Origin of the sequence: Novosphingobium sp., assembly GCF_049240505.1 — a bacterium.
GTDB lineage: Bacteria > Pseudomonadota > Alphaproteobacteria > Sphingomonadales > Sphingomonadaceae > Novosphingobium.
This window is the reverse complement of the sequence record NZ_JBMLSM010000066.1, coordinates 1-23,912: the sequence shown is the minus strand read 5'-3', so window position 1 is coordinate 23,912 and position 23,912 is coordinate 1. Positions and strand designations below refer to the sequence as shown.

23 protein-coding genes, 1 tRNA gene and 1 riboswitch are annotated in these 23,912 nt (G+C 61.9%); of the genes, 9 read left to right on the top strand and 15 right to left on the bottom strand.

Annotated features, from left to right (window positions below; all coding sequences use genetic code 11):
• Positions 1 to 35: 35 nt before the first annotated feature.
• The 8 genes from ACOVQ0_RS06005 to ACOVQ0_RS05970 all read right to left on the bottom strand — a co-directional run bounded on the left by ACOVQ0_RS06005 (position 36) and on the right by ACOVQ0_RS05970 (position 7,860).
• Positions 36 to 986 carry an alpha/beta hydrolase gene (locus tag ACOVQ0_RS06005; protein ID WP_421881477.1) on the bottom strand — a complete coding sequence of 317 codons (951 nt, stop codon included), beginning with the start codon at positions 984 to 986 and terminating at the stop codon, positions 36 to 38.
• 41 nt (positions 987 to 1,027) lie between these two features.
• Positions 1,028 to 2,395 (bottom strand): hypothetical protein, encoded by a 1,368-nt coding sequence (locus tag ACOVQ0_RS06000; RefSeq protein ID WP_421881502.1) that lies wholly within the window; start codon positions 2,393 to 2,395, stop codon positions 1,028 to 1,030.
• A 255-nt stretch (positions 2,396 to 2,650) separates the two neighbouring features.
• Positions 2,651 to 3,523 carry an HpcH/HpaI aldolase/citrate lyase family protein gene (locus ACOVQ0_RS05995; protein ID WP_421881474.1) on the bottom strand — a complete coding sequence of 291 codons (873 nt, stop codon included), beginning with the start codon at positions 3,521 to 3,523 and terminating at the stop codon, positions 2,651 to 2,653.
• Positions 3,520 to 4,779, bottom strand: coding sequence for an MFS transporter (locus ACOVQ0_RS05990; RefSeq protein ID WP_421881471.1), 1,260 nt, complete (start codon positions 4,777 to 4,779; stop codon positions 3,520 to 3,522). Before ACOVQ0_RS05990 ends, ACOVQ0_RS05995 begins: the two co-directional genes overlap by 4 nt.
• Complete coding sequence (locus tag ACOVQ0_RS05985; RefSeq protein WP_421881468.1) at positions 4,779 to 5,204, bottom strand: DUF2141 domain-containing protein; 426 nt, start codon at positions 5,202 to 5,204, stop codon at positions 4,779 to 4,781. The genes ACOVQ0_RS05990 and ACOVQ0_RS05985 overlap by 1 nt, the downstream gene beginning before the upstream one ends.
• Entirely contained in the window at positions 5,201 to 5,911 is a 711-nt protein-coding gene (locus ACOVQ0_RS05980; protein WP_421881465.1) for a sterol desaturase family protein, read from the bottom strand. Before ACOVQ0_RS05980 ends, ACOVQ0_RS05985 begins: the two co-directional genes overlap by 4 nt.
• A 71-nt stretch (positions 5,912 to 5,982) precedes the next feature.
• Positions 5,983 to 7,512 carry a DEAD/DEAH box helicase gene (locus tag ACOVQ0_RS05975; RefSeq protein ID WP_421881462.1) on the bottom strand — a complete coding sequence of 510 codons (1,530 nt, stop codon included), beginning with the start codon at positions 7,510 to 7,512 and terminating at the stop codon, positions 5,983 to 5,985.
• A gap of 174 nt (positions 7,513 to 7,686) precedes the next feature.
• Entirely contained in the window at positions 7,687 to 7,860 is a 174-nt protein-coding gene (locus ACOVQ0_RS05970) for a hypothetical protein (protein WP_421881459.1), read from the bottom strand.
• Here ACOVQ0_RS05970 and ACOVQ0_RS05965 point away from each other — a divergent pair.
• Together ACOVQ0_RS05965 and ACOVQ0_RS05960 are read left to right on the top strand one after the other, a co-directional pair.
• Complete coding sequence (locus tag ACOVQ0_RS05965) at positions 7,841 to 9,151, top strand: M20/M25/M40 family metallo-hydrolase (RefSeq protein WP_421881456.1); 1,311 nt, start codon at positions 7,841 to 7,843, stop codon at positions 9,149 to 9,151. The two genes, ACOVQ0_RS05970 and ACOVQ0_RS05965, sit on opposite strands and share 20 nt — an antisense overlap.
• Complete coding sequence (locus ACOVQ0_RS05960) at positions 9,148 to 9,336, top strand: DUF1289 domain-containing protein (RefSeq protein WP_421881453.1); 189 nt, start codon at positions 9,148 to 9,150, stop codon at positions 9,334 to 9,336. The genes ACOVQ0_RS05965 and ACOVQ0_RS05960 overlap by 4 nt, the downstream gene beginning before the upstream one ends.
• On the opposite strand, the gene ACOVQ0_RS05955 is transcribed toward ACOVQ0_RS05960, so the two are convergent.
• Positions 9,309 to 10,646, bottom strand: coding sequence for an alginate export family protein (locus ACOVQ0_RS05955; RefSeq protein ID WP_421881450.1), 1,338 nt, complete (start codon positions 10,644 to 10,646; stop codon positions 9,309 to 9,311). The two genes, ACOVQ0_RS05960 and ACOVQ0_RS05955, sit on opposite strands and share 28 nt — an antisense overlap.
• An 86-nt stretch (positions 10,647 to 10,732) precedes the next feature.
• Positions 10,733 to 10,928: riboswitch (yybP-ykoY riboswitch) on the top strand.
• A gap of 10 nt (positions 10,929 to 10,938) precedes the next feature.
• On the opposite strand from ACOVQ0_RS05955, the gene ACOVQ0_RS05950 reads away from it, so the two are divergent.
• Positions 10,939 to 11,529, top strand: coding sequence for a TMEM165/GDT1 family protein (locus tag ACOVQ0_RS05950; RefSeq protein ID WP_421881447.1), 591 nt, complete (start codon positions 10,939 to 10,941; stop codon positions 11,527 to 11,529).
• A gap of 40 nt (positions 11,530 to 11,569) precedes the next feature.
• Entirely contained in the window at positions 11,570 to 12,088 is a 519-nt protein-coding gene (locus ACOVQ0_RS05945; RefSeq protein ID WP_421881444.1) for an MmcB family DNA repair protein, read from the top strand.
• A 3-nt stretch (positions 12,089 to 12,091) separates the two neighbouring features.
• Here ACOVQ0_RS05945 and ACOVQ0_RS05940 read toward each other — a convergent pair whose 3' ends face one another.
• A complete protein-coding gene (locus tag ACOVQ0_RS05940; protein ID WP_421881441.1) occupies positions 12,092 to 12,523 on the bottom strand; it encodes a hypothetical protein in 432 nt (143 codons plus the stop codon).
• Between the two features lie 106 nt (positions 12,524 to 12,629).
• Between ACOVQ0_RS05940 and ACOVQ0_RS05935 the strand changes: the two genes are divergently transcribed.
• Together ACOVQ0_RS05935 and ACOVQ0_RS05930 are read left to right on the top strand one after the other, a co-directional pair.
• Positions 12,630 to 12,706: transfer RNA gene (locus tag ACOVQ0_RS05935), tRNA-Arg, on the top strand.
• Between the two features lie 305 nt (positions 12,707 to 13,011).
• Complete coding sequence (locus ACOVQ0_RS05930) at positions 13,012 to 13,974, top strand: bile acid:sodium symporter family protein (RefSeq protein WP_421881438.1); 963 nt, start codon at positions 13,012 to 13,014, stop codon at positions 13,972 to 13,974.
• Positions 13,975 to 14,041: 67 nt separating this feature from the next.
• On the opposite strand, the gene katG is transcribed toward ACOVQ0_RS05930, so the two are convergent.
• Together katG and ACOVQ0_RS05920 are read right to left on the bottom strand one after the other, a co-directional pair.
• A complete protein-coding gene (katG, locus tag ACOVQ0_RS05925; RefSeq protein WP_421881435.1) occupies positions 14,042 to 16,279 on the bottom strand; it encodes a catalase/peroxidase HPI in 2,238 nt (745 codons plus the stop codon).
• A gap of 163 nt (positions 16,280 to 16,442) precedes the next feature.
• The gene (locus ACOVQ0_RS05920; RefSeq protein ID WP_421881432.1) at positions 16,443 to 17,060 is read right to left on the bottom strand and encodes a DsbA family protein; all 618 of its coding nucleotides are present in this window, start codon (positions 17,058 to 17,060) and stop codon (positions 16,443 to 16,445) included.
• A gap of 389 nt (positions 17,061 to 17,449) precedes the next feature.
• Here ACOVQ0_RS05920 and ACOVQ0_RS05915 point away from each other — a divergent pair, with 389 nt between their 5' ends.
• The 3 genes from ACOVQ0_RS05915 to ACOVQ0_RS05905 all read left to right on the top strand — a co-directional run bounded on the left by ACOVQ0_RS05915 (position 17,450) and on the right by ACOVQ0_RS05905 (position 21,862).
• On the top strand, positions 17,450 to 18,700 hold the full coding sequence (locus ACOVQ0_RS05915) for a tyrosine-type recombinase/integrase (RefSeq protein ID WP_421881429.1): 1,251 nt from the start codon (positions 17,450 to 17,452) through the stop codon (positions 18,698 to 18,700).
• Positions 18,701 to 18,844: 144 nt separating this feature from the next.
• Positions 18,845 to 20,548: an AAA family ATPase gene (locus tag ACOVQ0_RS05910; RefSeq protein WP_421881425.1), complete on the top strand. Its 1,704-nt coding sequence runs from the start codon at positions 18,845 to 18,847 to the stop codon at positions 20,546 to 20,548.
• A 3-nt stretch (positions 20,549 to 20,551) separates the two neighbouring features.
• Positions 20,552 to 21,862 (top strand): hypothetical protein, encoded by a 1,311-nt coding sequence (locus ACOVQ0_RS05905; RefSeq protein ID WP_421881422.1) that lies wholly within the window; start codon positions 20,552 to 20,554, stop codon positions 21,860 to 21,862.
• A 98-nt stretch (positions 21,863 to 21,960) separates the two neighbouring features.
• Here the strand turns inward: ACOVQ0_RS05905 and ACOVQ0_RS05900 are convergent, their stop codons facing one another.
• The 3 genes from ACOVQ0_RS05900 to ACOVQ0_RS05890 all read right to left on the bottom strand — a co-directional run bounded on the left by ACOVQ0_RS05900 (position 21,961) and on the right by ACOVQ0_RS05890 (position 23,871).
• On the bottom strand, positions 21,961 to 23,280 hold the full coding sequence (locus tag ACOVQ0_RS05900) for a DNA cytosine methyltransferase (RefSeq protein ID WP_421881420.1): 1,320 nt from the start codon (positions 23,278 to 23,280) through the stop codon (positions 21,961 to 21,963).
• On the bottom strand, positions 23,277 to 23,477 hold the full coding sequence (locus tag ACOVQ0_RS05895; RefSeq protein ID WP_421881417.1) for a ribbon-helix-helix protein, CopG family: 201 nt from the start codon (positions 23,475 to 23,477) through the stop codon (positions 23,277 to 23,279). The genes ACOVQ0_RS05900 and ACOVQ0_RS05895 overlap by 4 nt, the downstream gene beginning before the upstream one ends.
• A 166-nt stretch (positions 23,478 to 23,643) precedes the next feature.
• Positions 23,644 to 23,871, bottom strand: coding sequence for a zincin-like metallopeptidase domain-containing protein (locus tag ACOVQ0_RS05890; protein WP_421881500.1), 228 nt, complete (start codon positions 23,869 to 23,871; stop codon positions 23,644 to 23,646).
• Positions 23,872 to 23,912 lie beyond the last annotated feature (41 nt).

Here is a 23,912-nt window from a genome sequence, read left to right as displayed (position 1 = left end):
GAAGGCGGGAGAAGATACGGCTCACGGGCGAGGGACTATCGCTGCGCCGCCTGAACCGCAACTGAAGGCGCGGTCACCCGTTGCAAAAACGGCAGCACTGCATCGACTGCACGGGTATCGCGGGCAAAGGGCTGCGCAAACATCATGATGATCTTTTCATGCGTGACGCCTTCGAGCAGCACAGGTTGGTTGGGCACGCCAGCACCGGTCAGGCGTTGGGCAAGAAGTCTTGAATTGCGAGGTTTTACCCGCGTGTCGGCATCGCCAGTGACGAGCAGGAGCGGCGGCGCATCCTTGCGCACGAAATTGATCGGCTGGGTCTTCGCCAGATCGGCGGCCTGACCGAAGGCATTGATCGTGGCGTCGCTATCGAGCGGCAGGAAATCGAATGGCCCGGCCAGAGCAACGGTGCCCCGGATGGCCGTGTCATCAAGGCCGACGCCCTTCAGCCATTGCGGATCGAGCGTGAGCATGGCGACGTTATAGGCCCCGGCGGAATGCCCCATCAGCGCCACGCGCGCGGGATCACCGCCCAGCTTTGCGGCATTATCGTGAACCCAGCGCACCGCAGCGGCGCCATCTTCCAGCATCGCGGGGAACCGTGCTTGCGGATAGAGGCGATAGCCTGCCAGCACTACGGCAAAGCCTTGTGCGCAGAATGTGCGGGCGATGAAGCGGTAGTCATGCGGATCGCCGCTGGCCCAACTGCCGCCGTGAACGAATACGAGGATCGGCAGCGGCGCAGTTGCGTCCTGCGGCACGAACATTTCCAGCTTCTGTGCAGGACCTTTGCCATAGCGCAGATCGGCCACCTGCCGGATCGCGCCATCGCCCCCATTCAGCAACTTGTCCGCGCCATTGAGCACGGCCACGGAATTGCGTTCGAGTGCGTGGCGGAAAGCCAGAAAGCCCAATCCACCGAGCAGGACGAGGCAAAGCACCGTCCAGCCTATCCACCCCATGCGCCATCTACCCTTCACCTTCATGGCGCAACGGCTAGCAGGACCAGCAGTGCCGTGGAAGGGGCCTACCCGATCAGGTGGCGTGCGGCTTTTTCGAACAGGGTGGCGTCATCGGTCACTTCACCCAGTGCGACGACTTCGCCGGATTCGAGGCGGCGGACCATGACCAGCGCGAACTCCGCGCCTGCTGACGGGACGATTTCGGTGATCTTGCGTGGCGCAATCGCGCGCAGCGATTCGGCCAGCGCTTCGGGGCCGCGTTTGGCCAGAGCCTTGCCCGCTTCTTCGCGGCGCAGGCGGCGTTCGGTGTTGACCACGCCTTTCAGCCCGCCCGGTGCATCGGAGAGATAATCGGCAAGCGCACCCTTGGCCAATCCCATGCGCTGAGCGTGAGTCAGCGCGGCGGCATATTCGGTGAGGCGGGTCTTGTCATAATCCGCGCCGAACACGAGCTTGACCACCGGGGTCATCGGTGCGCGTTCCTGCATGGTCAGGCCCGCATCTTCGAGCAGTTCGGCGAAATCGATCGGTTCAGCCTGCGCAGCCAGCGCGAAATCCCAGGCGCGCCCGATCGCGGCATAGAGCGTGGCGCGGGTGCGATCTTCGCTGGAATTGGCGGCCAGCGCCAGTTCACGCGCTGAGGCTAACCAGTCTGCCAGCGCTTCAGGTTCCGGCTCATCCTCGTGGGCAGGAAGCGGCAGGATATGGTCATCAAGCCCAAACGATGGCGCGGGAAATCCGCCGGGATCAAGCGGCCCGTCACCGAATGAAACCGGACCATCTGCCCAGGCATCGCCCGCTTCGATCAGCGGGCGGCGGGGCTGCCTGACAACGGGGGCGGTATCCAGTGCCTGTCCGATTTCCAGCAGCAGTTCATCGGTCGTCGCCTGATCGGCCAGTTCCTTCCAGTTGATCGCGCCCATGATGTAATCGATCGCGGTGCCATCCGACGAGAAGGGCAGAAGGATGCCGCGATAGAGAATGGTGCGGCCATGCTGGTTGACGAATTCGGCTTCGAACCCGATCGGCGCCTGATTGGCGATGATCTGCATGTAGTGGTCGGTAATGCGCGAAAGCAGCGAACGGCCCGGAACCTGGCTCAACCGTTCGATCGAGCTTTGGGTGCCGCATTCATCGGCCAGCTTCGTGCCCAGGAACGTGATTGCCGGGTCTTCGATACCATCGTCGAAATGCAGCAATACAAGATTGTCTGCAAAATCAGGATATTGGCCATCAAGCAGCGTGGTAACTTGCGGGAAGGAATGATCGCCCAGCAGCCCCGCCCAATAGTTGTAGGCGCGCACCTGCATCCGGCGCTCATCCTGCCCGACAACCTGTGGTGGCGGATCGCTGGCCACGTCGTCTTCGTAACCGGAAAGGTCGAAGTCGGCCTCGACGCTGCTGTCCCGGTCGAAATCGCGCAAAGTATCCATCACGTTTACCTGGTCCCCTTTGAGCCTTATCCGAAACTCCTGCGGGTCGGTCTGGCGGGTCTTTTTCGCGCTGATTTCGTCGCGATCTTGCCACGATGTCCCTGCATCGCGGCGGCGATCACTCCTCATCAGCACAAAAAATCCCTCGCCAACCCTCCGCCGCCGGAGTTTCGGATCAGGCTCCTTGTCCGGGAACTTGTCTGGCGCAACTTCGTGAAGAAGTGTTTAAGTTGCGCCGGAATGGCTTCCGCGTCGTTAACGTTTGGCGATGGCTGCCGCTTTGGCCAGAAGGCGCTCTGCTTGCGTCAGATGCAGCAATTCCGCCATTTTTCCGTTGACCCGCAGCGCACCCTTGCCTGCATTTGCAGGATCGGCAAAGGCGGCGACAATTGCCTCCGCATCGGAAACGTCTGCATCCGAAGGCGCGAAAACGCGGTTGCAGACATCAAGTTGCGCCGGGTGAATCAGGGTCTTGCCATCAAAGCCCGAATCGCGCGCTTGGGTACATTCGGCTTCGAGCAGGGTCTGGTCCTCTATCGCGTTGCACACGCCATCAAGGATGATCAGACCATTGGCGCGTGCTGCCAGCACAGCCATCGTCAGCACGGGCATAAAGGCGGCCCGGCCCGGCAACTGGGCAATGCCGCTATCCTTGGCGAGATCGTTGAGGCCGAGCACGAATCCAGCGAGGCGCGTAGACGATGCGCAGGCGGCAATGCGTTCCAGCGCAAGCACCGCACGCGGGGTTTCGATCATCACCCATAGCGCCACATCGGGCGCAAACCCTGCGGCATCCATCGCAGCAGAAAGCGCTTCGATATCTGCGGCGTCATCGACCTTGGGGGCCAGCACCGCTTCGACCGGGGCAGCGGCGAGCGCGGCAATATCATCATGCCCCCACGGCGTGGAGAGGGCGTTGATCCGCGCGATCAGGCGGCGGTGGCCGAAACCGCCCGTCTGTACTTCTGACACCAGCGCAGCGCGGGCTTGGGTCTTTGCTTCTGGCGCGACGGCATCTTCCAGATCGAGGGCTACCGCATCGCAATCGAGCGTGCGCGCCTTGGCCATTGCCCGGGCATTGCTTGCGGGCATGTAGAGGACGGAGCGAAGCGGGCGGGAATCGGTCAAGGTTTGCTCTCCGGTACAGAATCCAGCCGCCCCTCTTCGCGCGTGGGCATAGGGGCGATGAAGTGCATGATGGTTGATGCGACAAGCCAGACGGCAGCAAGCTGCAGCGCCATCGGCAGGCTGAAGGCGTCAGCCACCGTGCCCCACACCCATGCACCCAATGCCATGCCGCCAAAGGTTATTGCCTGATAGATCGACAGGCAGCGGCCAAGGATGTCTTCCGGGCTGCGGAGTTGCATGGCCACGTTCAGGCTGGTCATTGCGCTGGCCCAGCCCACGCCGCCAAGGAATGCGGCGGCAACGGCCATCGGGATGCTGGTGGAAAGTCCCATCAGCACTTGCGCACAGGCAAAGATCAGCGTGGCCGTAGTGACCACGGCTTCGCTGCCGAAACGGCGGCGAATCTGCGATATCTTCAGCGCGGTAACGATGGAGCCGATGCCGAAGCCGCCGAGCATCAAGCCGTAGTCCAGTTCCGTGCCGTTCAGCATGTCACGCGCGATGCTGGGCATCAGCGCCTGCAAGCCCGACGCGCCAAGGCCCATCAGCAGGCCGCGCAGCAGCACCTTGCGGATGGGGGACGAGGCGGCGCAGAACCTTATGCCGCGCCCGATGGCCTGCATCATAGGTTCGCGCACCGGCGGTAGCGATTCGGGCCGCCACATTGCCAGCACCACGATCATGCCGAGATAGCTGATCGCGTTGAGCGCGAAGGCAAGGCTGGTGCTCCACAACGATATCAGGATGCCGCCAAGGGCGGGGCCGACGCTGCGTGCAAGGTTGAACGATATGGCATTGAGCGAGATCGCCTGTGGCAGATCGGCGGGGCCAACCTGAAGCCGCACCGAGGCCTGCCATGCCGGGCCATTGAGCGCGGTGCCGATGCCGACCATCAAGGTAAGCGCCAAGAGCGACCACGGGCCGATATTGTCGGTGAAGGCGAGCACTGCCAGCACGGCGGAGACGATGAGCATCCCCACCTGCGCGGCCATCATCACCCGCCGCCTGTCGTAGTTATCGGCAATCGCGCCTGCAAACATGCCCAGCATCAGGATCGGGATCGTGGCCGATGCCTGCACCAGCGCAACCAGCAGGTGCGATGTGGTCAGCTCGGTCATCAGCCAGGCCGCGCCAACCGACTGGATCATCGAGCCGATGCTGGAAAACAGGTTCGCCGTCCAGATCGCGCGGAAAGCGGGATAGCGGAACGGCGCGAAGGCGCTGCCGGGGGTGGTCTGGATATGGGGAGGATGCACTACAGGTAACGGACCTTCATCTTCATGCGCAAGGGCGCGCCGGTCACTTCGAAAGCTGCAGCTTCGAACTTGGGGGCGGACATCTTTACCGGCGCATCACGGGAAAAGCCGAAGCCCTCTTTCGGCAGGAACAGCGTCTTGTCCATCTTCCTGTTGCCGTTTTCATCATGCAGCAGGACGATGGCATAGCGGCCCGGCGCAACATCGCGGATCACCAGCGTGCCCGGATCGCTCGCCTTGATCGAAACCGAGCGGCGATTGGGATCCTTGTCGCAGCCTTCGGGGAACAGCTTGGGGTTTGCGCTCATGCACAGCCAGACCATGCCTTTGGTGTTGCGCAGGCCGTGGATGTCCACAGTGATCGTGGTGGGGGCGGGGGCGTTTCCGGCAAGCAGAAGGGGGAGCAGGATGGCGATGCGCTTCATGGGGCAGACAGTCCCTTGTCGGTGCCGCAAAGCCGGTCCCAGAAACGGAAGTAGAGGCCGTAGTTGCAGCGATAGAGTTCGTGATGACGATGGTGGTGGCTTGCCGTTATCAGCCAGTTCCCTGCGCGCGAATGAACGAGCCATGCGGGGAACATCTCCCAACCCATGTGATTGGTCACGCCCATCACGGTCATGATCAGCAGGACAAGACCGAGAATGCCGATGTGGATCGGGATCACGAAGACCAGCGCAGGGATCAGCAGGGAGACGATTGCCGCCTCGATGGGGTGGAAGTTCATCGCTGCCCATGCGGTGGGCGGGCGGCTGGCGTGGTGGATCGCGTGGATGCGGGTGAACACCGCCGGGCGGTGCATCCAGCGATGCGTCCAGTAGAACCATGTGTCGTGGATAAAGAGGTAGACCAGCAGCGATACCGGCATCCACCACAGCGGAAGGGCCTGCGGATCGGTGTAGATCATGGTCCAGCCGTGCTGTTGCCAACCCCACGCGACGACGCCTGCGGGCACGCCATAGATTGCGGCGGTGGCAAGGCTCCATCCGATTTCGGAGCGGATCTGCTTTTCAAGGCCTTGGTAATGGCCGGGGCGGACCTTGTGCGTCGCCCATGCGAACAGTCCGCTGGTCAGCAGATAGCGGACCGCGACGATCACGGTCATGGCAATCGCCGAGGCAAGAACGCTGTCCATCGCGCGCCGCTATGCCAAGGTTTTGTGGGCAAGGACAGCCCTGCCGTGGGGCAGGGCTATCACTCGAACGATCAGCTTGCGCGGCGCACCTTGTTGCGGTGCGCGCCGACGCCGGGGGCACCGCGCGGGCGGAAATTGCGGGGCTTGTTGCCGTCACGCTCACCACCGTTCACGGTCGCGTCCAGAACGGGATTGCGAATGGGACCGCGATCACCTTGTGCGCCATCGCGACGTTCCTGACGGGGCGATACGTCGCGGGGGCGACCGTCACGGCCTTGCGCCTTGCCGCCGTGGCTCTGGCTGTTGCGGTTGTGGCCATTGCGGTCCTGGCTGCCGTTCCGCTGCTGGCCACTGCCACGACCGCCGTTACCACGCGCATCGCGTGCATCGCGGCGCGCGTCCTGCTCCATCTCGGCAGGCTTGCGGCTGGGGGCGGGGAGCTTTGCGGCTTCGGCCATGAAGTTTTCGGGAAGCGGCATCGTGTCGATCTTGACCCGCGTCAGCTTCTCGATGTCCTTGAGATAGGGCTTTTCGTCGGGCGCGCAGAAGCTGATGGCGATGCCATCGGCCCCGGCGCGCGCGGTGCGGCCGATGCGGTGGACATACTGTTCGGGCACGTTGGGCAGTTCGAAGTTGAACACATGGCTCACGCCCGAAACGTCGATACCGCGCGCCGCGATATCGGTTGCGACCAGCACCGGGCAAGAGCCTTGGCGGAACGCTTCCAATGCGGCGGTGCGCTGGGCCTGGCTCTTGTTGCCGTGGATGGCGCGCGCGTCGATCCCGGCGGACGACAGGTGGCGGACCACACGGTCGGCACCGTGCTTGGTGCGGGTGAACACCAGCGCGCGATCAAGCTCCTTGGACGCCAGCAGCGCACGGATGCGCAGGGTGAGGAGGGCCTGCTTTTCGGCCTGGTTGATGTGGGTGACGTACTGTTCCACGCGCTCTGCCGTGGTCGAGTTCGGGGCCACTTCGACGCGCACCGGGTTGACGATGAACTGCTTGCCCAAATCCTCGATCGCTTTGGGCATCGTGGCCGAGAAGAACAGGCTCTGCCGCGTCTTGGGCAGGAGGTTGGCCACGCGCTTCAGTGCATGGATGAAGCCGAGGTCCATCATCTGGTCGGCTTCGTCGAGCACGAAGATTTCGGTGCGGCCAAGGGTCAGCGCGCGCTGATCGATCAGGTCGAGCAGGCGGCCGGGCGTGGCAACGAGGATATCGACGCCGGGCACCAGACGGCGCGCCTGCTTGCCAACGGGCACGCCGCCGAACACGCAATCGACCGACAGGTTGAGATAGCGGGCATAGCCCTTCATGTTTTCGGCGATCTGCGCGGCAAGTTCGCGCGTGGGCGAAAGCACCAGCATACGGCACGAAGCAGGCTTGCGCGGCTGCGGGTTGGCGGCAAGGCGGTGGAGCGAAGGCAGCGAGAACGCGGCGGTCTTGCCAGTGCCGGTCTGCGCGATGCCCAGCAGGTCGCGCCCTTCAAGCAGTGCGGGAATGGCCTGACGCTGGATCGGCGTAGGGTCGTTGTAACCCTTGGATTCGAGCGCACGGAGAATGGGTTCGGCAAGGCCGAGGTCGGAAAAATAGGACATGAAAATGCTTTCGTGAAGCCATCGGCGCAAAAGCCGACAGGCAAATGAGTTCGCTAGGCGCACGCGCCGAAAGGGCACGAACGGGGTCGATCGTGCGACCCATGCGTGAAAGGGGAAGCGGGCGGGGCAGAGAACCGTTCGTCCGGGGCGGAACCGTTGCTTTTCAGCAGGCTCTCACGCCAGCACCCGGATTGCAGCGGTATGTCCGCCGCCGGTCTTGCTGCGCCGCACATAGGCACAGGTTGCCGCCAAAGCAAGGATTTTCGCGCGAAAAGGCGGTTGCAAGGCCGCAGGTGCCCCGCCAACGTGGCGGCCAAAGGAGTTCCAGATGCGTTCGACTGCCGTCATTGCCCTGCCGTTCGTTTTGCTTTCTGCAGCAGCACAGGCCGCGCCGACCGGCGCCGAGGCCAGAATGATCGCCACGGTCGATGCGGAACAGGCAAAGACGCTGAAATTCCTTGAAACAATGGTCAATCAGAACTCCGGCAGCCGCAATCTGGATGGCGTGCGCAAGGTGCGCGACATCGTGGTGCCCGAATTTACAGCACTGGGCTTTACCTCGCGCTGGATAGCGATGGAGCAGACCGGGCGCGCCGGTCATCTGTTGTTGACGCACAAGGGGAAGAAGGGCGCGAAGAAGCTGCTATTGATCGGCCATCTCGATACCGTGTTCGAGCCGGATTCCCCTTTTCAAACATACGTTCTGAACGGCGATAAGGCGACCGGACCGGGCGTGGGCGATGACAAGGGCGGCATCGCGGTGATCCTTTCTGCCGTGCGCGCGATGCAGGCAGCCGGTACGCTGAAGAATGCCAATATCGAGGTGTTTCTGACCGGAGACGAGGAAGAGGCCGGCGCCCCCATCGATGCGGCCCGCGCCGATCTGGTAACGGCGGCCAAGGCTGCTGACGTTGCGCTCGATTTTGAAGGCCTCAGCCGCGAAGACGGCGAGGACATGGGATCGATCGCGCGACGTTCCTCGCAAAGCTGGACGCTGACCATTGAGGCAAAGTCAGGCCATTCCAGCGGCGTCTGGGGCGAGCGCGCTGGCGATGGCGCGATCTATGCCGCCGCGAAGATCTTGAACGCCCTGCGCGAGGAATTGCCCGAACCCTACCTGACGCTCAACGTGGGGCTGATCGCGGGTGGTGCGCAGGCCGAAGTGGCGGAGGACAACGCCCATGTTTCGGCGCAGGGCAAGACCAACATCATCGCCGGAAAGGTTGTGGCGCGCGGCGATCTTCGCACGCTCAGCCCGCAGCAGAACCGCAATGCCATGCGCAAGATGGAAGGCATCGTCGCGCGTCCGTTCCCCGGCGTGACCTCTGCCAGAATCGCGTTCAGCGAAGGCTATCCGCCGATGGCCCCGACCGATGGCAACAAAGCGCTGCTGGCAAAGCTCAATCAGGTGAACGCCACGATGGGCCTGCCCGCGATGCAGCCGCTGGATCCGATGAAGCGCGGGGCGGGTGATATCAGCTTCGTGGCGGAATATATCGACGGCCTTGTCGGTCTTGGCCCGCATTCAACGGGCGACCACGCGCCGGGCGAGACGGTTGACGTGCCGAGCATCTGGACCCAGGCCAAGCGGGCAGCGCTGCTGATGACGCGGTTGGCTGCTGAGAAGTCCGCGCGGTGAACCTGACAGATCCACCCAGTCCTTGCACCGGCGTTTGCCAGATCGATCCGGGCAGCGCCTTGTGCCGTGGCTGTCATCGCACGATCGATGAAATCGTTGCATGGCCCACTGCCAGCGCGCCGCGCAAGCAGGTGATCCTGAACGCCGTTGCCGCCCGTCAGAGCGAAAGCGTCAGATCGATATAGCCATAGCGGGTATTGCCGCTGGCAGGCGCATTGGGCGCATCGCGCAGCAAGCCGCGCTTCAGCAGCAGGGCCGCGCCTGCATCCACCTGCAGCAGGCCCGGCACGATCCAGTGCCGCACGCGCCCTTCGATCTGGTGCCCGCCCAGCGATCCCGAAGCGCCGTTGGCATCGCGCACACCGGTGGCGGCAAACTGATCGCGGCGGTTCTCTGCCCACGCGCTGCGCCACGCCACAAAGGCATCGGTGCGTTTTGAAGGTGCCACTTCCAGCCGTAGCGAGGGTGAGATCATGTTGCTGCGGCGGAAGGGCCCGTACAGCCCGTTCGGCCCGAATTCAAAACGCCGCGCGGAATAGAGCGTGTCGAAACGGGTGAACTTGCCCGCCTTGCCGCCATCGCCGCTGGCCGCATCGATCATCGCAGCGATGCGCGGCGTCCAGCCACCTGCCAGCGTATGGCCCAGCTCTGCATGGATGAACCATGCGAAGACATCGAGATCGGTCTGGTCCGCAGCCGACGAAGTGCGCCGCGCCTTGCCGAACTGCACCGCACCTTCCACTTCGTGATCCCACGCCCCGGCTTTCGCTTTCACGAAATGGCGCGCGCCCAGCGTGCCGATGCGGCGGTTGGCCGTGGCAAGCCGTGCGCCGTCCTGTTCGATCAGGCCGAAGGCATAGGGTTGCAGCGTTCCGCCCAGCACGTTCGGCAGCGTGCCGTGCGCGCCGAAGAACACCACGTTGAAACTCTCGCGGTCCACTTTCACCCGGTCGGCCCGGATACCATCGGCGTCGTCCGGCAGGCGCTGATGCGGCAGCGCGAAGATCAGGTCCAGCTTGCGCCCCGCAGCCCCATCCAGCGCCAGATGCGCGCCGGTGAAGGCATTGGTGGTGTTGCGAAACCGCTGGCGGGCCATCATGCGCCGGTTACCCAGATCAAGCGTGTAGCGCCCCAACGTCAGCACGCTCTTTCCGGCCAGCGGCACCTGCACATTGGCCTGCACCAGTTCCAGCGCGTTGACCTCGCTGGTGTTTGCCGAGGACCGTGAATCCTGCCCCCATGCGCGCGCATCCCACACTTCGGCCACAAACCGCACCGGGCCGGCATCGTAGCGTGCGGCAATCTCGGTGCGCAGCGATATCATCGTGTCGTTTTCGGGCGCTGGGGCGGGGCGGAACTGGCCGTCGATCGATTCCACACGGAGCCGCGCCGAAGCTGACAGCGTGAAAGGCTCCTCCGCCGCGTCCGCTGCGTGGGCGGCATTGCTTGTCCCGGCAATCAGCAGGACGCCGGCGAGTGCTGCGGTGTTCCTCAATTATCCCTCCTGCGCGCCCGTGGCCGGGTAACGCCGTTGTGGCCCTAACGTGGTCTTGCACCCTTGGCCATACGCAGCTAGTGCGCGATCACGTCATTTGGGGAGTAGCCACCGCTTCGTTTTCGCAGCGGCCCTCAGCGTCAACATACTCGGCCGAGAGGCCGTGGCGCAGGCGGCGGGACCACATCGCTGGTCCTCCGGGCGAGACCAATGGCAGCGCGCTTTCTATCCGGGCCGGGTGGAAGGGCACGCTGCTGTTGGCCTGATCGCTTCACCCGGCCCCGCAAAACTTATGCCGGAAAACCTCATGTTCGAAGCCTTCACCACTTCCACGGCCATCGTTGCCTTGGCCGAAATCGGCGACAAGACGCAGCTGCTGGCCATCGTGCTGGCCGCGCGTTTCAAGCGTCCGTTGCCGATCGTACTTGGCATTCTGGGCGCAACGCTGGCCAACCATTTCCTTGCGGCGTTGCTGGGGGCCACGGCGGCGGCTTTCCTCGATGGCCAGTGGTTCCGCTTTGCCATCGCCGTGGGCTTCGTGGCGATGGGCCTGTGGACGCTGGTGCCCGACAAGCTGGATGACAGCGAAACGCCCAAACCCGCGCGTTTCGGCGCGTTCCTCACCACGCTGGTCGCCTTCTTCATCGTGGAAATGGGCGACAAGACGCAGATCGCCACGATTGCGCTGGGTGCGCGGTTCAACGATGCGCTGGCGGTGACGGCGGGCACCACCCTGGGCATGATGATCGCCAATGTGCCCGCGGTGGTCTTTGGCCATGAACTGATCAAGCGGGTGCCGCTGGATATGGTGCGAATGATCGCGGCGGCGCTGCTGGTGGCTACAGGCGTATGGCTGTTCGTGCAGACATTGGGGCTGTGGTAAGCACTTTACCCGTTCTTAATTTGTTCCTAACGTGGCCGACATGATCGAATCACTGTCGGCCACAGCGTCAGCCAGCCCAGAAGCGCCTGCCAGCACCGAAGCGGTTGAACGCGAAGCCCGCGCTGTGGCGCGCGGGATATGCCGTCTCTTTGCGCGCAACGATATCTGGTGCCTGCCCGAAATGCCGTTGCGCTCCGGTCGCCGCGCCGATCTGATGGGCATCGATGCCAAAGGGCAGGTGGTGATCGTGGAGATCAAGGTGGCGCGTGCCGACTTGCTCGGCGATGCCAAGTGGACCGATTATCTCGATCATTGCGACCGGTTCTATTGGGGACTTGCGCCGCATCTCGATCGGGCGGTGCTGGAGACAGAGGATTTCCTGCCCCATGCTTGCGGGGTGATCGTGGCCGATGGCTATGACGCGGAAATCCTGCGGCCTGCGCCCACGGTGCCGCTGGCTGCGGCAAGGCGCAAGGCCGAGGTGGAACGGTTGGCCCGCGCATCGTTGCGGCGCCAGTTGGTCAGCCTCGATCCTCACTGCGCGGCCTGGGGTGGGTGAAGATCAGGTTCGGCGCTTGATTCCCAGCGGCGGGATCAGGCCCAGCAGGGCGCTGCGTGCGGCCACGAATTCATGCCACAAAGCTGTTGCGGCGGGTGCGGGGGAATGCCCGCGCGCCGATACTGCCAGCAATGCTGCCAGACCCGGCTCCATGAAGGCGGCCAGATCGTCGACCCCCTGCTTGGCCAGTTCGTAGCGCCAACCACCGGTATCGCGCATGATCGCAGGGAAATTGCGGACTTCGGGCTTGCGCATTTCGGGCTGCAACCCGGCCAGTTGGCCGACCACCGACGAAGCATCGTGCAAGGCCGACCACTTCATCGACATGGCATTGCCCGAAGCCTGCCCGAATTCGCCGCGTCCCGTGGTCGCTGCCGCTGACATTCGCGAATCGCCGCTGGCGGCCCCGAAGCCTGATGGAAGATGTCCCTGCATGGCGTGCTGCCTAGCACCGCGTCCGCTACCAAAATGCTAAACCACCACGCATGAACAAAAGCACTGGCAACCGCGCCGCAGCGCTGCTAGGTGCGCGGCAGGCCCTGCACCCGTAGCTCAGCTGGATAGAGCGTTGCCCTCCGAAGGCAAAGGCCACTGGTTCGAATCCAGTCGGGTGCGCCATTCTTTTCAGGCACTTGATAAGCCACTAAAAGAGGCTGGCCAGTCGCATCGCAGAAGCTGATTCAGAACCAAGTCATCATGGGCACCTGTTCGGCAGGCCGAATGGCGGCCGCGTTGCGGAATTTGCGAGTTGCTCGGGGTATCTGCTCAAACAGCGGAACGTGGAGAACAGGTGTCGCACGACCCTCTCCATCGCAGAGCGCTGTGAGGCTTGCAGTCTGACCAGCATTTCCCATTGATTTGAACCGGCGCAGCTTTCATGGCACGCGCATCAGCTCCCGCATTGCAGTCGAAGGACCGCTCCCATGATCCGGCGCATCTTCGGCCTCGTCGATCCATTCCTTGTCGCGCTTCTGATAACCATGCTGCTGGCCACGCTGCTGCCCGCGCGCGGCGCCTTTGTTCCGGTGGTGGAAGGCGCGGCGGATGCCGGGATCGTGCTGCTGTTCTTCCTGCACGGCGCCAAACTATCGCGCGAGGCGATCATCGACGGCGCGCGCAACTGGAAGCTGCACCTGATGGTGTTGGCGGCCACGTTCGTGCTGTTCCCGCTCCTTGGCCTTGCCTCTTCGGCATTGCCCTTTCTGGACAGGGATTTTGCAGCGGGCCTGCTGTTCCTCACGCTGTTGCCATCGACGGTGCAGTCTTCGATCGCATTCACGGCCATCGCGCGCGGCAATGTGGCGGCTGCGGTCTGCGCGGCATCGTTTTCGAACCTTGCAGGGATATTCCTCACGCCCGCACTCGTCGCGCTGCTGATGGCTGGGACCACCGGCGGCTTTTCGTGGACCTCGGTCGAAACCATCGTGCTGCAACTGTTGCTGCCTTTCGTGGTGGGGCACCTGTTGCGTCCGTGGATCGGCGGCTTTGTGGCGCGGAACAAGGCATGGTTGGGGAAGGTGGATCGCGGATCGATCCTGCTGGTGGTCTATGCCGCGTTCGACGCGGCCGTGGTCGAAGGCCTGTGGCAGCGCGTTGCTCCTGCCAGCCTGCTGGTACTCACCCTCGTCTGCCTTGCGCTGCTGGGCCTTGTGCTTGGCGCAACGTGGGGGCTGGGCCGCGCGCTGGGCCTTTCAAGAGAGGACGCCGTGGTCCTGCTGTTCTGCGGATCGAAAAAGAGCCTTGCTTCAGGCGTGCCGATGGCAGGCGTGCTGTTCTCCGCCGCCTCGGTCGGTATCGTGTTGCTGCCGGTTATGGTGTTCCACCAGTTGCAACTGATCGCCTGTGCGCTGATCGCGCCGCGCCTCGGACGGCAAGAGCCGGAATAAGAACGGCGGCGGGGCTTGCCACCCCGCCGCCGCTCGATCCAGGGGCACCGGATCTTGTACTGACCGATCAGAACCGGTCGGCGTTCATCACCTTGGTCCATGCCGCCACAAAGTCGGTCACGAACTTTTGGCCAGCGTCGTTGGAGGCATAGACTTCGGCCACCGCGCGCAGTTCGGAGTTCGATCCGAACACGAGGTCAACCGGCGTCGCCGTCCACTTCACCGTGCCGCTGGCCCGGTCCTTGCCTTCATAAAGGCCCGGCGTTGCCGCCTTCGCCCACACGTTGTCCATCGACAGCAGGTTGACGAAGAAGTCGTTGTTCAGCGTGCCCGGACGGTCGGTGAACACGCCCGCCTTAGATCCGCCCGCATTGGCGCCAAGGCTGCGCATCCCGCCTACCAGCACGGTCATTTCGGGCACGGTCAGATGCAGCGCATCGGCCTTGTCCACCAGCGCTTCGACCGGGGCGTAGAACGAATCCGCCGAATAGTAGTTGCGGAACCCGTCGGCCTTGGGCTGCAGGAAGTTGAACGATGCAACATCAGTCTGTGCCTGCGTGGCATCGACCCGGCCCGGCGTGAAGGGCACGGTCACGTCCTGCCCGCTGGCCTTGGCCGCCTGCTCAATGGCCGCATTGCCGCCCAGCACGATCAGATCGGCAAGGCTTACCTGCTTGCCGCCCTTTGCGCCCTTGTTGAAGGCGGTGCGGATCGCATCGAGTTTTGCCGTGACCTTGGCCACTTCGGCAGGGTCGTTCACCGCCCAGTCCTTTTGCGGGGCAAGCCGCAGACGCGCGCCATTGGCACCGCCGCGCATGTCGGTCGCGCGGAAAGTCGATGCCGATGCCCATGCCGTGCGCACCAGTTCTGCCGTGGTCAGGCCGGATGACAGGATGCTGCCTTTGAGCTGCGACACGTCGTTCGCGTCAATCATCGCGTACTTCGCTTCAGGCAGCGGGTCTTGCCACGTCAGCGTCACCTTGGGCACGTCCTTGCCCAGATAGCGGGCCTGCGGACCCATATCGCGGTGGGTCAGCTTGAACCACGCGCGGGCAAAGGCATCGGCAAGGCCATCGGGGTTCTTCTGCCAGGCTTGCGTGATCTTGCGGAAGCCGGGGTCTTCACGCATCGCAAGGTCGGTGGTGAACATGATCGGCGCGTGCCGCACGTCAGGTCGATGTGCATCGGGCACAAGGCTTGCCGCCGCAGGGTCTTTGGGAATCCACTGCGTTGCGCCTGCCGGGCTCTTGGTCTTGACCCATTCAAAGCCATAGAGGTTGTCCAGATACTGGCTGCTCCACGCAATCGGATTGGCCGACCATGCGCCCTCAAGACCGCTGGAAACAGTATCCTCGGCATTGCCCTTTCCGCACTTGTTGGCCCAGCCAAGGCCCTGCTGTTCGATCTTGCCCATGCCGGGGTCGCCTGCCAAGCATTCCTCCGGCTTGTGCGCGCCGTGGGCCTTGCCGAAGGTGTGGCCGCCCACGATCAGCGCTGCGGTTTCCTCGTCGTCCATTGCCATCGCGCCAAAGGCACGGCGGATGTCGGTTGCCGCTGCCAGCGGATCGGGCACGCCGTTCGGGCCTTCGGGATTGACATAGATCAGGCCCATCTGCGTTGCGCCCAGCGGCCCTTTCAGATTGCCCTTGGAATCGCGGCGCTTGTCATCCAGCATCTTGGTTTCCGGGCCCCAGAACACCAGATCGGGCTGCCATGCGTCCACGCGGCCGCCGGCAAAGCCCAGCGTCTTGAACCCCATGTCCTCCATCGCGACGGTGCCCGAAAGCACCATCAGATCGCCCCATGACAGCTTGCGTCCGTACTTTTGCTTGATCGGCCAGACGAGACGGCGCGCCTTGTCGAGACTCACGTTGTCGGGCCATGAGTTCAGCGGTTCGAAACGCATTTCGCCGCCGTCAGACCCGCCGCGCCCATCAGCCGTGCGATAGGTGCCCGCGCTGTGCCATGCCATGCGGATGAAGAACGGGCCGTAGTGGCCATAGTCTGCCGGCCACCACGGCTGCGATGTCGTCAGAGCCTTGCGGATATCTGCCTTCACCGCATCCAGATCGAGCGTGGCGAACTCCTTGGCGTAATCGAAGTCCGGGCCATAGGGGTTGGCCATTGTCGCTTCGTTCTGGCGCAGCGCGGTAAGGTCGACGCTCTTGGGCCACCATTCCTTGGTGGCGGTGCCTTCGGCGATGGTGGGCGATGCGCCTTTGTCCTGTGCATGGACCACGCCGGTCAACGCGATCTGCGATCCGGCAGCCAGCAATGCGGCCAGTGCGAATTTTCTGATTGTCATGGCTGACTCTCCTCCTGTTCACCCTGCGCGGTGGCGGGGGCGATCAATCGGATATGTCATTCAAAGATGCGTTCCCAACGGGTTTGCCTGATCACAGTGATCGGGCAATTCGCTCAAACCGTCGCATATCAGCAATAAAAGCGATATTGCAGTGCGGCGAAAATCAGCCTCGCCCGTCCTTGCGGGCCTGTGCCACGGCGTCCATCAACTGCGTCAGCGATGCTGCGCCGCCGAAGCGGGCATTGCCGATCAGCAGTCCCGGCGTGCCCTGAAATTCCAGCGCTTTGGCTCCGGCATTGCTGCGCCCGATTACCGTGTCGATTTCCTTGGCGCGTGCTTTCATGTCCTGCTGCAACCGTGCCCAGTCGATTCCCGCCGCTTTGGCCGCAGCCTGCACCGAAGCATCGGTCATCCGTCCGGGTTGCGCAAACAACGCGGCGTTGAACGCGGCGTGCTTGCCCTGCCACTGGCTGGCGATGGCCGCGCGCGCCGCCAGCAGGGATGCCCCGCCAAAAATCGGCCAGTCGCGCCAGACGATCCGCACCTTGCGATCCCGCGCCAGCAGTTGCGCCAGCGTGCCGTGCAGCTTCTTGCAATAAGGGCAGCCGTAATCCGAGAACACGATGACCGTAACGTCATAGCCCTTGGGCGTAGTCTTCGGGGCAAGCACTTCTTCCGACATCGCCGGAAACGCCGTCTCGCGCGCGGCAGCCGGGGCAGCGGCGATCAGCAAAGGCGCGGCGATTAGGGAAAGGACTTTGGCGGCAAAAGCACGGCGCAAGGGGGCAACTCCAGCAGGCAGAAATATTAGCGGATTACAATGCAAAGCCTAACCCGCCTTACCGCTTCAACCAACACCGCAATTCGCTTCGTTGCAGATCTGGCAAAGCGCGCAAGGCGAAAGGACGCAAACGGTGTCCCGAGGGGAAACCATCGCGCCTGTTTTCAATGATTTGGGTGATGTGGAAACTGGAGCGGGCGAAGGGATTCGAACCCTCGACCCCAACCTTGGCAACTTTGGGGTGGTCTGGGCGTCGTTTTTCACCCCCGTTCTCCAGCGGTCGCTAAGCTTCTGATTCACTGAATATAGTAGTCCTCTGGCGTTCGCTGCTGTTTGCTACTAAGCGTGGAAAGCGTTGGCAATCTGCACCCCAATTTGGACCCCAATTTATGGCCAAAGGCATTACCGACCGCGAACTGAATGGGCTGGTCGCTCACCCACCAGCCGAGCGGATGGACATAAAGGACGGCACAATCGATGGCTTGGTTGTCCGTGCTGGCCCTCGCGGGCGCCCCACATGGACGCTGCGTTTCCGTGTTCGCGGCGCGGGTGGCACGACAGAGCGAGGAACCAAGCTGAACGGCGCTAAATATCATCGCGTAAGCTTAGGCTCCTATCCGGCCGTCTCGATCAAGGCAGCGCGCAAGAAGGCCTTGGAATATTTGGCGGCCATTGAACGAGGTGAGGACCCGATTGCCGTGCTTGAAGATCAAGCTGTCCGGCGGCGAGATACGGTCAATGTGTTGGTCGAGGAGTATCTGGTCCATGCGGAGCAGTCGATGCGCTCGTGGCGCAACGCTAAGTGGCTTCTTAATCGCCACGTTGTTTCTGCTTGGGGCGAGCGACCTGCTGGGACGATAACCGAGCGAGATGCGCGCAAGCTTGTCGAGGATGTCCGGAAGGGGGCACCGGATCCAGTCACAGGCGATACGGCGATGCGGAACGGCGCTGGGTCAGAAGTTCGCAAGTGGGGTTCCATGCTTTTCGAGTGGGCGCGCAAGCATGGGAAGGTGAAATCGAATCCGTTCAAGGATGTACCCGTACCTAAACTAGGTCAGAGGCAACGATTCCTTAGCATGGAGGAAGCCTGGGCGGTTTGGGCAGCGGCGGGAAAACTTCGCGATCCGTGGGGCCAAGCGCTTCGGTTGTTGATGTTGACCGGTTGTCGGGAGAACGAAATATGCGCGGCCCGGTGGCAATGGTTCGATGCGAGCGACCGCACTCTCACCATTCCTCCCGAGCACTATAAGAGCGGTCGCAATTTCCTCGTCACGTTGCCCGACGAAGCCGTGGCCATCATTGAAGGCTTGCCACGATGGAAAGGAGGTGACTTCCTGCTGAGTACGACCAACGGCGAGAAGCCCATCGCCGGGATTGCCCGGAAGGTGATCGATGATCTCCATGAAAAGGCTGAAGCGATCCTTAAACGACCGATGGCGCGTTTCTCCCTCCATGATCTGCGCCGGACGGTGCGAACGCACCTTAGCCGCTTAGGCGTGGAAGAAGTTGTTGCCGAGCTGGTATTGGGCCATGCTCTGAAAGGGCTCCAGGCACGATACAACGTATACGGCTTTGCTGATGAAAAACGGGCGGCACTGACAAAATGGGCGCAGGCCCTATCGACCAAAGTTACACACTAAGGTTTGGTCAGTCTTTAGCAGCGCCTCAATGTCGCGTTATACGTCCCAGTGTGGTCGGCCTCGCGTGCTTGGCTTAATCCGGTGCCCAGTATATTCCGGCACGACTGAGACGCCCGGAGGGCGGGAATTACGCGGGGGAAAGCTTTGTTCTTATCGTCCTTCATTGCCAACGAACCGGCGTCGGTTAACGAGGAACTGCCCCAGTTTCTTGGCAATCTCGGCACAAAGCGCAATTTCGCTTGGGCATTTGGCTCGCGCGACCTTCCGACGGGCGTGCCATCCCGCTTCCTCGACATCTATCCTGAAGGCGTTGTCGAGAAATATGACTCCTTCGGTATCGTGTATGTCCGCCTATGGCTGGTAGGGCGCGATCCGCAGCGGCTATTGATTGGCATTTTCCTAGGTGCCGCGCGAGCGGAGCAGGCGGAACCGCGCCGCGCAGCCACCTATGTCCGGCATGAGCTGGAGAATCTGATTGACCCGCTCGAACGCGAGCGTGGCTTCCAATACAAAACTTGGGGCGACGCCGACATTTGGTGGCGTGATGAGGGCGTGTCGGTCCGGGCGGTGACTCGCCAATTCGAGCAATTCATGACGTACCGGGCGACCGAACCCGACGACGGCAACATTGACAGCATTGCGGAAGACATTGGCGAACTCGTAAAAGCCGTTGACGTCGCTATCGATCAGCTCGAACCGATCCGCGAGTTTGGGAAGAATATCCTCCTCCTCTATTACGGTGAAAACTTGCCGCCAGCGCCAGCCGCTGCTGGGGATCCGTTTGCCGAGGGTGGTGCAGTTGCCGTCGGGCCTGCTGCCGATGCACCTGAGCTGAAACCCGAACCTGACTGGTTTGCCACTCTACCTGCTGTGCCAGATCTAGGCGATCTTCGGGGCATGCAGGAAGCATATGCGAAGGTCACGGCTGCTCTCGCCGCCGGTAAGCATGTGCTGCTGATGGGTGCCCCCGGAGTAGGCAAAACCGAACTTGCGGAAGCTGTATGCAGGCAAATTCCGCAGCCCTATGATGTTGTGACTGCCACGTCAGATTGGACGTCAGTGCATACGATCGGTGGCTATATGCCTGTGCCGCAACCTGGGAGCGACGCGGAACCGCTAGACTTCATCCCCGGCGTCTTCACGGAGGCAATGGCGGCGAACAAGTGGCTCATTATCGACGAAATGAACCGAGCCGACATCGACAAGGCTTTCGGTGAAATGTTCACGTTGTTGGGAGGCAAACGAAAGAGCATCATGCTTCCCTATCGGAAGCGCCAAGACGACGGTTCTTACCGGCGGGTGGTGTTAGGGATGGCGAATACCCAAGAAGCGGATAATCACGTTTACAGCCTCGATCCGTCCTGGCGCCTGATCGGCACCATGAACACTTTCGACAAAGCAAGCCTGTTCCAGATGTCGTTCGCTTTCTCGCGCCGGGTGGCGGTGATCGAGATCGCCATCCCGGCTGAAGCTGACTATCGTGTAATTCTCGAAACCGGCGCGGCGGTTCTGCTAGACGGCGGCGATGCACTTCATGAAGGCGTTCTGAGCTATTTGACCGCGATTTTTGCTGTGGAATCTGGCGCTGGTCTAGGCGCACTGGACTTGCGTGTTGGGCCTGCGATCCCACTTGATATGATACGTTTCATAGATCGTATGCGTCGTTTCGAGAAGGAGCCTGCCAAGCTCGTGCTGGCTGCGCTCGAATCCTATCTCTTCCCGCAGTTTGAAGGCCGGCACGAACAGACCTGTGATATAGCCGCGTCGTTGGCCGCTGCGCTAGGCATGCCGACACTGCCGGACGAGAGTATGACGCGATTGCGGACATTCACTGGCGCAATGGATTAGCTTTTGCCATCCAAGCGCGAAATCTGGGCACAAGCGATCTGCGATACGGCCAATGCTGGCCGATATTTGCTGCCGGGCCACGACGTTGAATTCCTGCCGTCTTTCAGCGACGGGGGCGAAGTCGATGTCCAGGCATTTCTGGACCGGCTCAATGATCGCGGGGGTAGCCTTGAACTTCTCGCGATGGCCTATTGGCTATCGCAGCCAGAGGTCGAAAAGTTCATCTTCCGCGATCTGCCTATCCTGCTGAAGAATTTGGGCCATGGCTCGCGATCTTCGCTCCCTTCTGTGGAGCCGTCGTTTAAGGGCCGCGTGCTGTGGCAGGAAACTGTAATGGGTCGTTTATCCGGCGCAGTCCCGCGAGGCCGCTATCTCGTCCAACACGTTGAGAAGTCAGCCGACATCCCTGAAAACCGGCTGCTTAAGCTGTTCCTGACGAGGATTGTCACTTCCGCAAGCGAGATGGCGCGACGGGGCACGGGCGCACTTCCCAAGCGATTGGCTGACATTCGCGATTCAGCAACGCAGGCTCTCTCTAACACCTACTTGCTGGGCGTTGAGCTGGAACATCGGATTGGCGCTCGCATGCTGGCAACTGCGTTGCGTCACCGCGATCCGCGTTACTCCCGATTGGCCCACCTTGCGCGCGACTTTGACCAAGCTGTCATCCGGGGAAAGTGGGCGCAGCTCATGGAACTGCTGCGGAAAGGCTGGCTAGCTCCAGTTTCCAGCGACGACCTGTTCGAACTCTACACACTCATATTGGTCATGCAGGCAGTCGAGCACGATCTCGGCTTTGGCGAACCGCTTAGCTACGGCTTGATCCAGCGAGGGCGCTCGGCGGTTGCGACCTATCGCCATCCCGACAGTGCGGTGAAGGCGGAGATATTCTTCGATCAGGTTCCCAGCGGCATTTTCGGCACGTCGTCTGAATATCTGCAAATCGTTGGCGCACACAATGGCGTAACTGGCCAAGAGCGGCGTCCAGACATCATGGTTCGCTTCATCATCGGCACGGTAGAACGTCGCGTGCTGGTTGAAGTGAAAGAGACTGAGGACCCGGCCTATATCCGCGACAGCGTCTACAAGGTCCTCGGATATATGCGCGACTTCGCTGGAATCTGGGCCGGCTTGGCTGATCAGTTCCCAAAGGCATTGCTTGTTTTCCCAACCGGAGTTGCACCGAGGGGGACTCCGGCGGACATCGTAATGGTTTCTTCGGATCAAGCAGACGACCTTGCTTCAGCGCTGAACGCGGCGCTTGGTGATCTTGGCCTTGGGGGTGCCGAGGAAGGCAATGAGCAGCATGCCTAGAGCTTGCAGCATCCGGTGCACGCGCAAATTCTGGCTTCGTGTCCTTTTACCGAATCGCTTGCATAATCCGCCGCGACCCAGTTGCGGAACGGCAGCTTTTAGGCATTTACCTTGGCGCGGCCCTTCGTTTTCGGCTTCACCTTTGTTTCGTCAACTTCGCGCAATAGGTCGATAATCGCGCGCCCAAGGCCCTCACCCATAAGAGGCGGCACCGCATTACCTACTTGGCTGCAACGTGCGACATCGAACCGCCGCCGAGGGCCGTTAATAGTGTAGCGACCGTGAAATGTGAAACGATCGGGAAACGATTGCAGTCGCGCCATTTCGCGAACCGTGATGTTTCGCGGGTACAGGTAGTGAATGTATTCGTCCGGGTGCGTCGTTATGGTCGAAACTACAGCGGTGCGGTCCAACAAGACCTTCTTGTCTTTCTTCGTGCCGTTCTGGAGAAGGAATTCCTTCGTCAGACGGCCAGGGCGCTGGCTGGCGTGTGCCAATTCATAAAGCGCGCGCACTGTGGGACCATGCTTAGACATGCGATGTGAGTTTGGATGGGTGCCCTTTGCTACGCCCTCACGCATCAGTTTTGCATATGCGCTCTTTGGTGGTCCATAGGCCCCAGCCATGAAACCGGGGCTATCGGGGCAAGGAATAAGGGAATCGCCCGCGAGGTCGCCGATAGCGTCTTCTACGCTGATTTCGCCTTTGACCGGCAGGCCGTGCTCGATGCGGGTCTGCTTTGCTGCGAGTTCAAGCGCTGCTGCCGTCAAGTCATGAAGGCAGTCGCGCGACATCCCAGCCGCGAGCACACCGATGATAGCGACACGGCGGCGAGCTTGTGGCACACCGAAATTGGCCGAGTTGATCAGATGGTAGCTGGCGATATAGCCAAGGTCTTCCAGCTTCGCGATCACGTCCTCCGCTACACACGAACCAGTGGTTCCGGGCTTGGATACAAACCGGCGGGCTATGCCTTCGACGTTTTCGATCAGCACGGCGCGGGGCTGCACGATCTCCACAAAATCGAGCATCCGATAAACCAGCGCGTTCCGATCGTCAGCCCCGTCGCGCTTTCCGCCTACGGAGAAACCTTGGCAGGGCGGGCCGCCAGCGACCAGATCGACTGTGCCGCGCAGCTTACGCAGCTCAGCGCATAGCGCCTTGTCTTCGAGAAACTTGATCAGATCGGTGCTCGCCTTGGGCATCCATTCCGGCCAAGATTCAAACGCGCGATAGGGGGCGTCTTCTTTAACCAAGTTGGCAGCCAATGTCTCAAATGCCATCGGGTCACGCTCAACCGCGAACAGTCCATGCCAACCCGCGCGATGCAAGCCTAGTGCAAGTCCGCCGCATCCTGCGAAGAGTTCAATGGACCGAAGTTTGGCCTTCTCTCCGGCTTCGGTCAGACGCGCGCTCATAAGCTTCCCTTTCGCCCCGCCCTGAATGGAAGCGGCAATTCGTGTTCGTCTTCGATTTTCTTGGCGCTTTCCAGCCACGAACAAATGGCGTGGCGCGCTAACCATGCTTTTGATAACTTTGCTTTTTTTGCAAGCGCTGCCAGTTGGGCTGCTTCATCCTCGGCGAGATTTACCGTCACGCGGTTCTTGGACGTCATACCTTGCCCCGTCATGCCGCAAGGTGCAGCACTGTGAATCACTTTATGCAGAGATCGAATCTGGGGCAAGGCGGAATGCTCACGAGTCGGCGTTTCAGCTCCGATAGAACAAATAGGGAACATATGCAAGGTGAGCAGAACGTTACGCCGGGAAAGGAGGCATTGGTCAGATTTGGGCAGGCGTTTGGCAGCGAGCTCCTTCGCGGCCCAGTCCAGCGAGGTAGTCGCAGGCCTCCTGCGCTTTACTTGCGGCTGCGAAAACAGCGCGCGGATCGGTGGCGAGGGCTTTGAGCCAAGTTGCGATATAGGGGGCGTGATCGCGGCGCGGTTCCGTGGCGATGCCTAGCCGTGCGCAGGTGAATGCGGCCCCTAATTCCGCGACATATCCTGACAGTCCAGCCCTAATGTGACTTCTCCCGCAAATTTTCGGGGCGC

Bases quoted from the DNA above. Each gene is read 5' to 3' on its own strand.
- ACOVQ0_RS05950 (WP_421881447.1), top strand. From the start codon at position 10,939: ATGCCGGAAAACCTCATGTTCGAAGCCTTCACCACTTCCACGGCCATC.
- ACOVQ0_RS05965 (WP_421881456.1), top strand. From the start codon at position 7,841: ATGCGTTCGACTGCCGTCATTGCCCTGCCGTTCGTTTTGCTTTCTGCA.
- ACOVQ0_RS06000 (WP_421881502.1), bottom strand. From the start codon at position 2,395: ATGGATACTTTGCGCGATTTCGACCGGGACAGCAGCGTCGAGGCCGAC.
- ACOVQ0_RS05895 (WP_421881417.1), bottom strand. From the start codon at position 23,477: ATGACGTCCAAGAACCGCGTGACGGTAAATCTCGCCGAGGATGAAGCA.
- ACOVQ0_RS05980 (WP_421881465.1), bottom strand. From the start codon at position 5,911: ATGGACAGCGTTCTTGCCTCGGCGATTGCCATGACCGTGATCGTCGCG.
- ACOVQ0_RS05945 (WP_421881444.1), top strand. From the start codon at position 11,570: ATGATCGAATCACTGTCGGCCACAGCGTCAGCCAGCCCAGAAGCGCCT.
- ACOVQ0_RS06005 (WP_421881477.1), bottom strand. From the start codon at position 986: ATGAAGGTGAAGGGTAGATGGCGCATGGGGTGGATAGGCTGGACGGTG.
- ACOVQ0_RS05940 (WP_421881441.1), bottom strand. From the start codon at position 12,523: ATGCAGGGACATCTTCCATCAGGCTTCGGGGCCGCCAGCGGCGATTCG.
- ACOVQ0_RS05975 (WP_421881462.1), bottom strand. From the start codon at position 7,512: ATGTCCTATTTTTCCGACCTCGGCCTTGCCGAACCCATTCTCCGTGCG.
- ACOVQ0_RS05985 (WP_421881468.1), bottom strand. From the start codon at position 5,204: ATGAAGCGCATCGCCATCCTGCTCCCCCTTCTGCTTGCCGGAAACGCC.
- ACOVQ0_RS05915 (WP_421881429.1), top strand. From the start codon at position 17,450: ATGGCCAAAGGCATTACCGACCGCGAACTGAATGGGCTGGTCGCTCAC.
- katG (WP_421881435.1), bottom strand. From the start codon at position 16,279: ATGACAATCAGAAAATTCGCACTGGCCGCATTGCTGGCTGCCGGATCG.
- ACOVQ0_RS05970 (WP_421881459.1), bottom strand. From the start codon at position 7,860: ATGACGGCAGTCGAACGCATCTGGAACTCCTTTGGCCGCCACGTTGGC.
- ACOVQ0_RS05900 (WP_421881420.1), bottom strand. From the start codon at position 23,280: ATGAGCGCGCGTCTGACCGAAGCCGGAGAGAAGGCCAAACTTCGGTCC.
- ACOVQ0_RS05930 (WP_421881438.1), top strand. From the start codon at position 13,012: ATGATCCGGCGCATCTTCGGCCTCGTCGATCCATTCCTTGTCGCGCTT.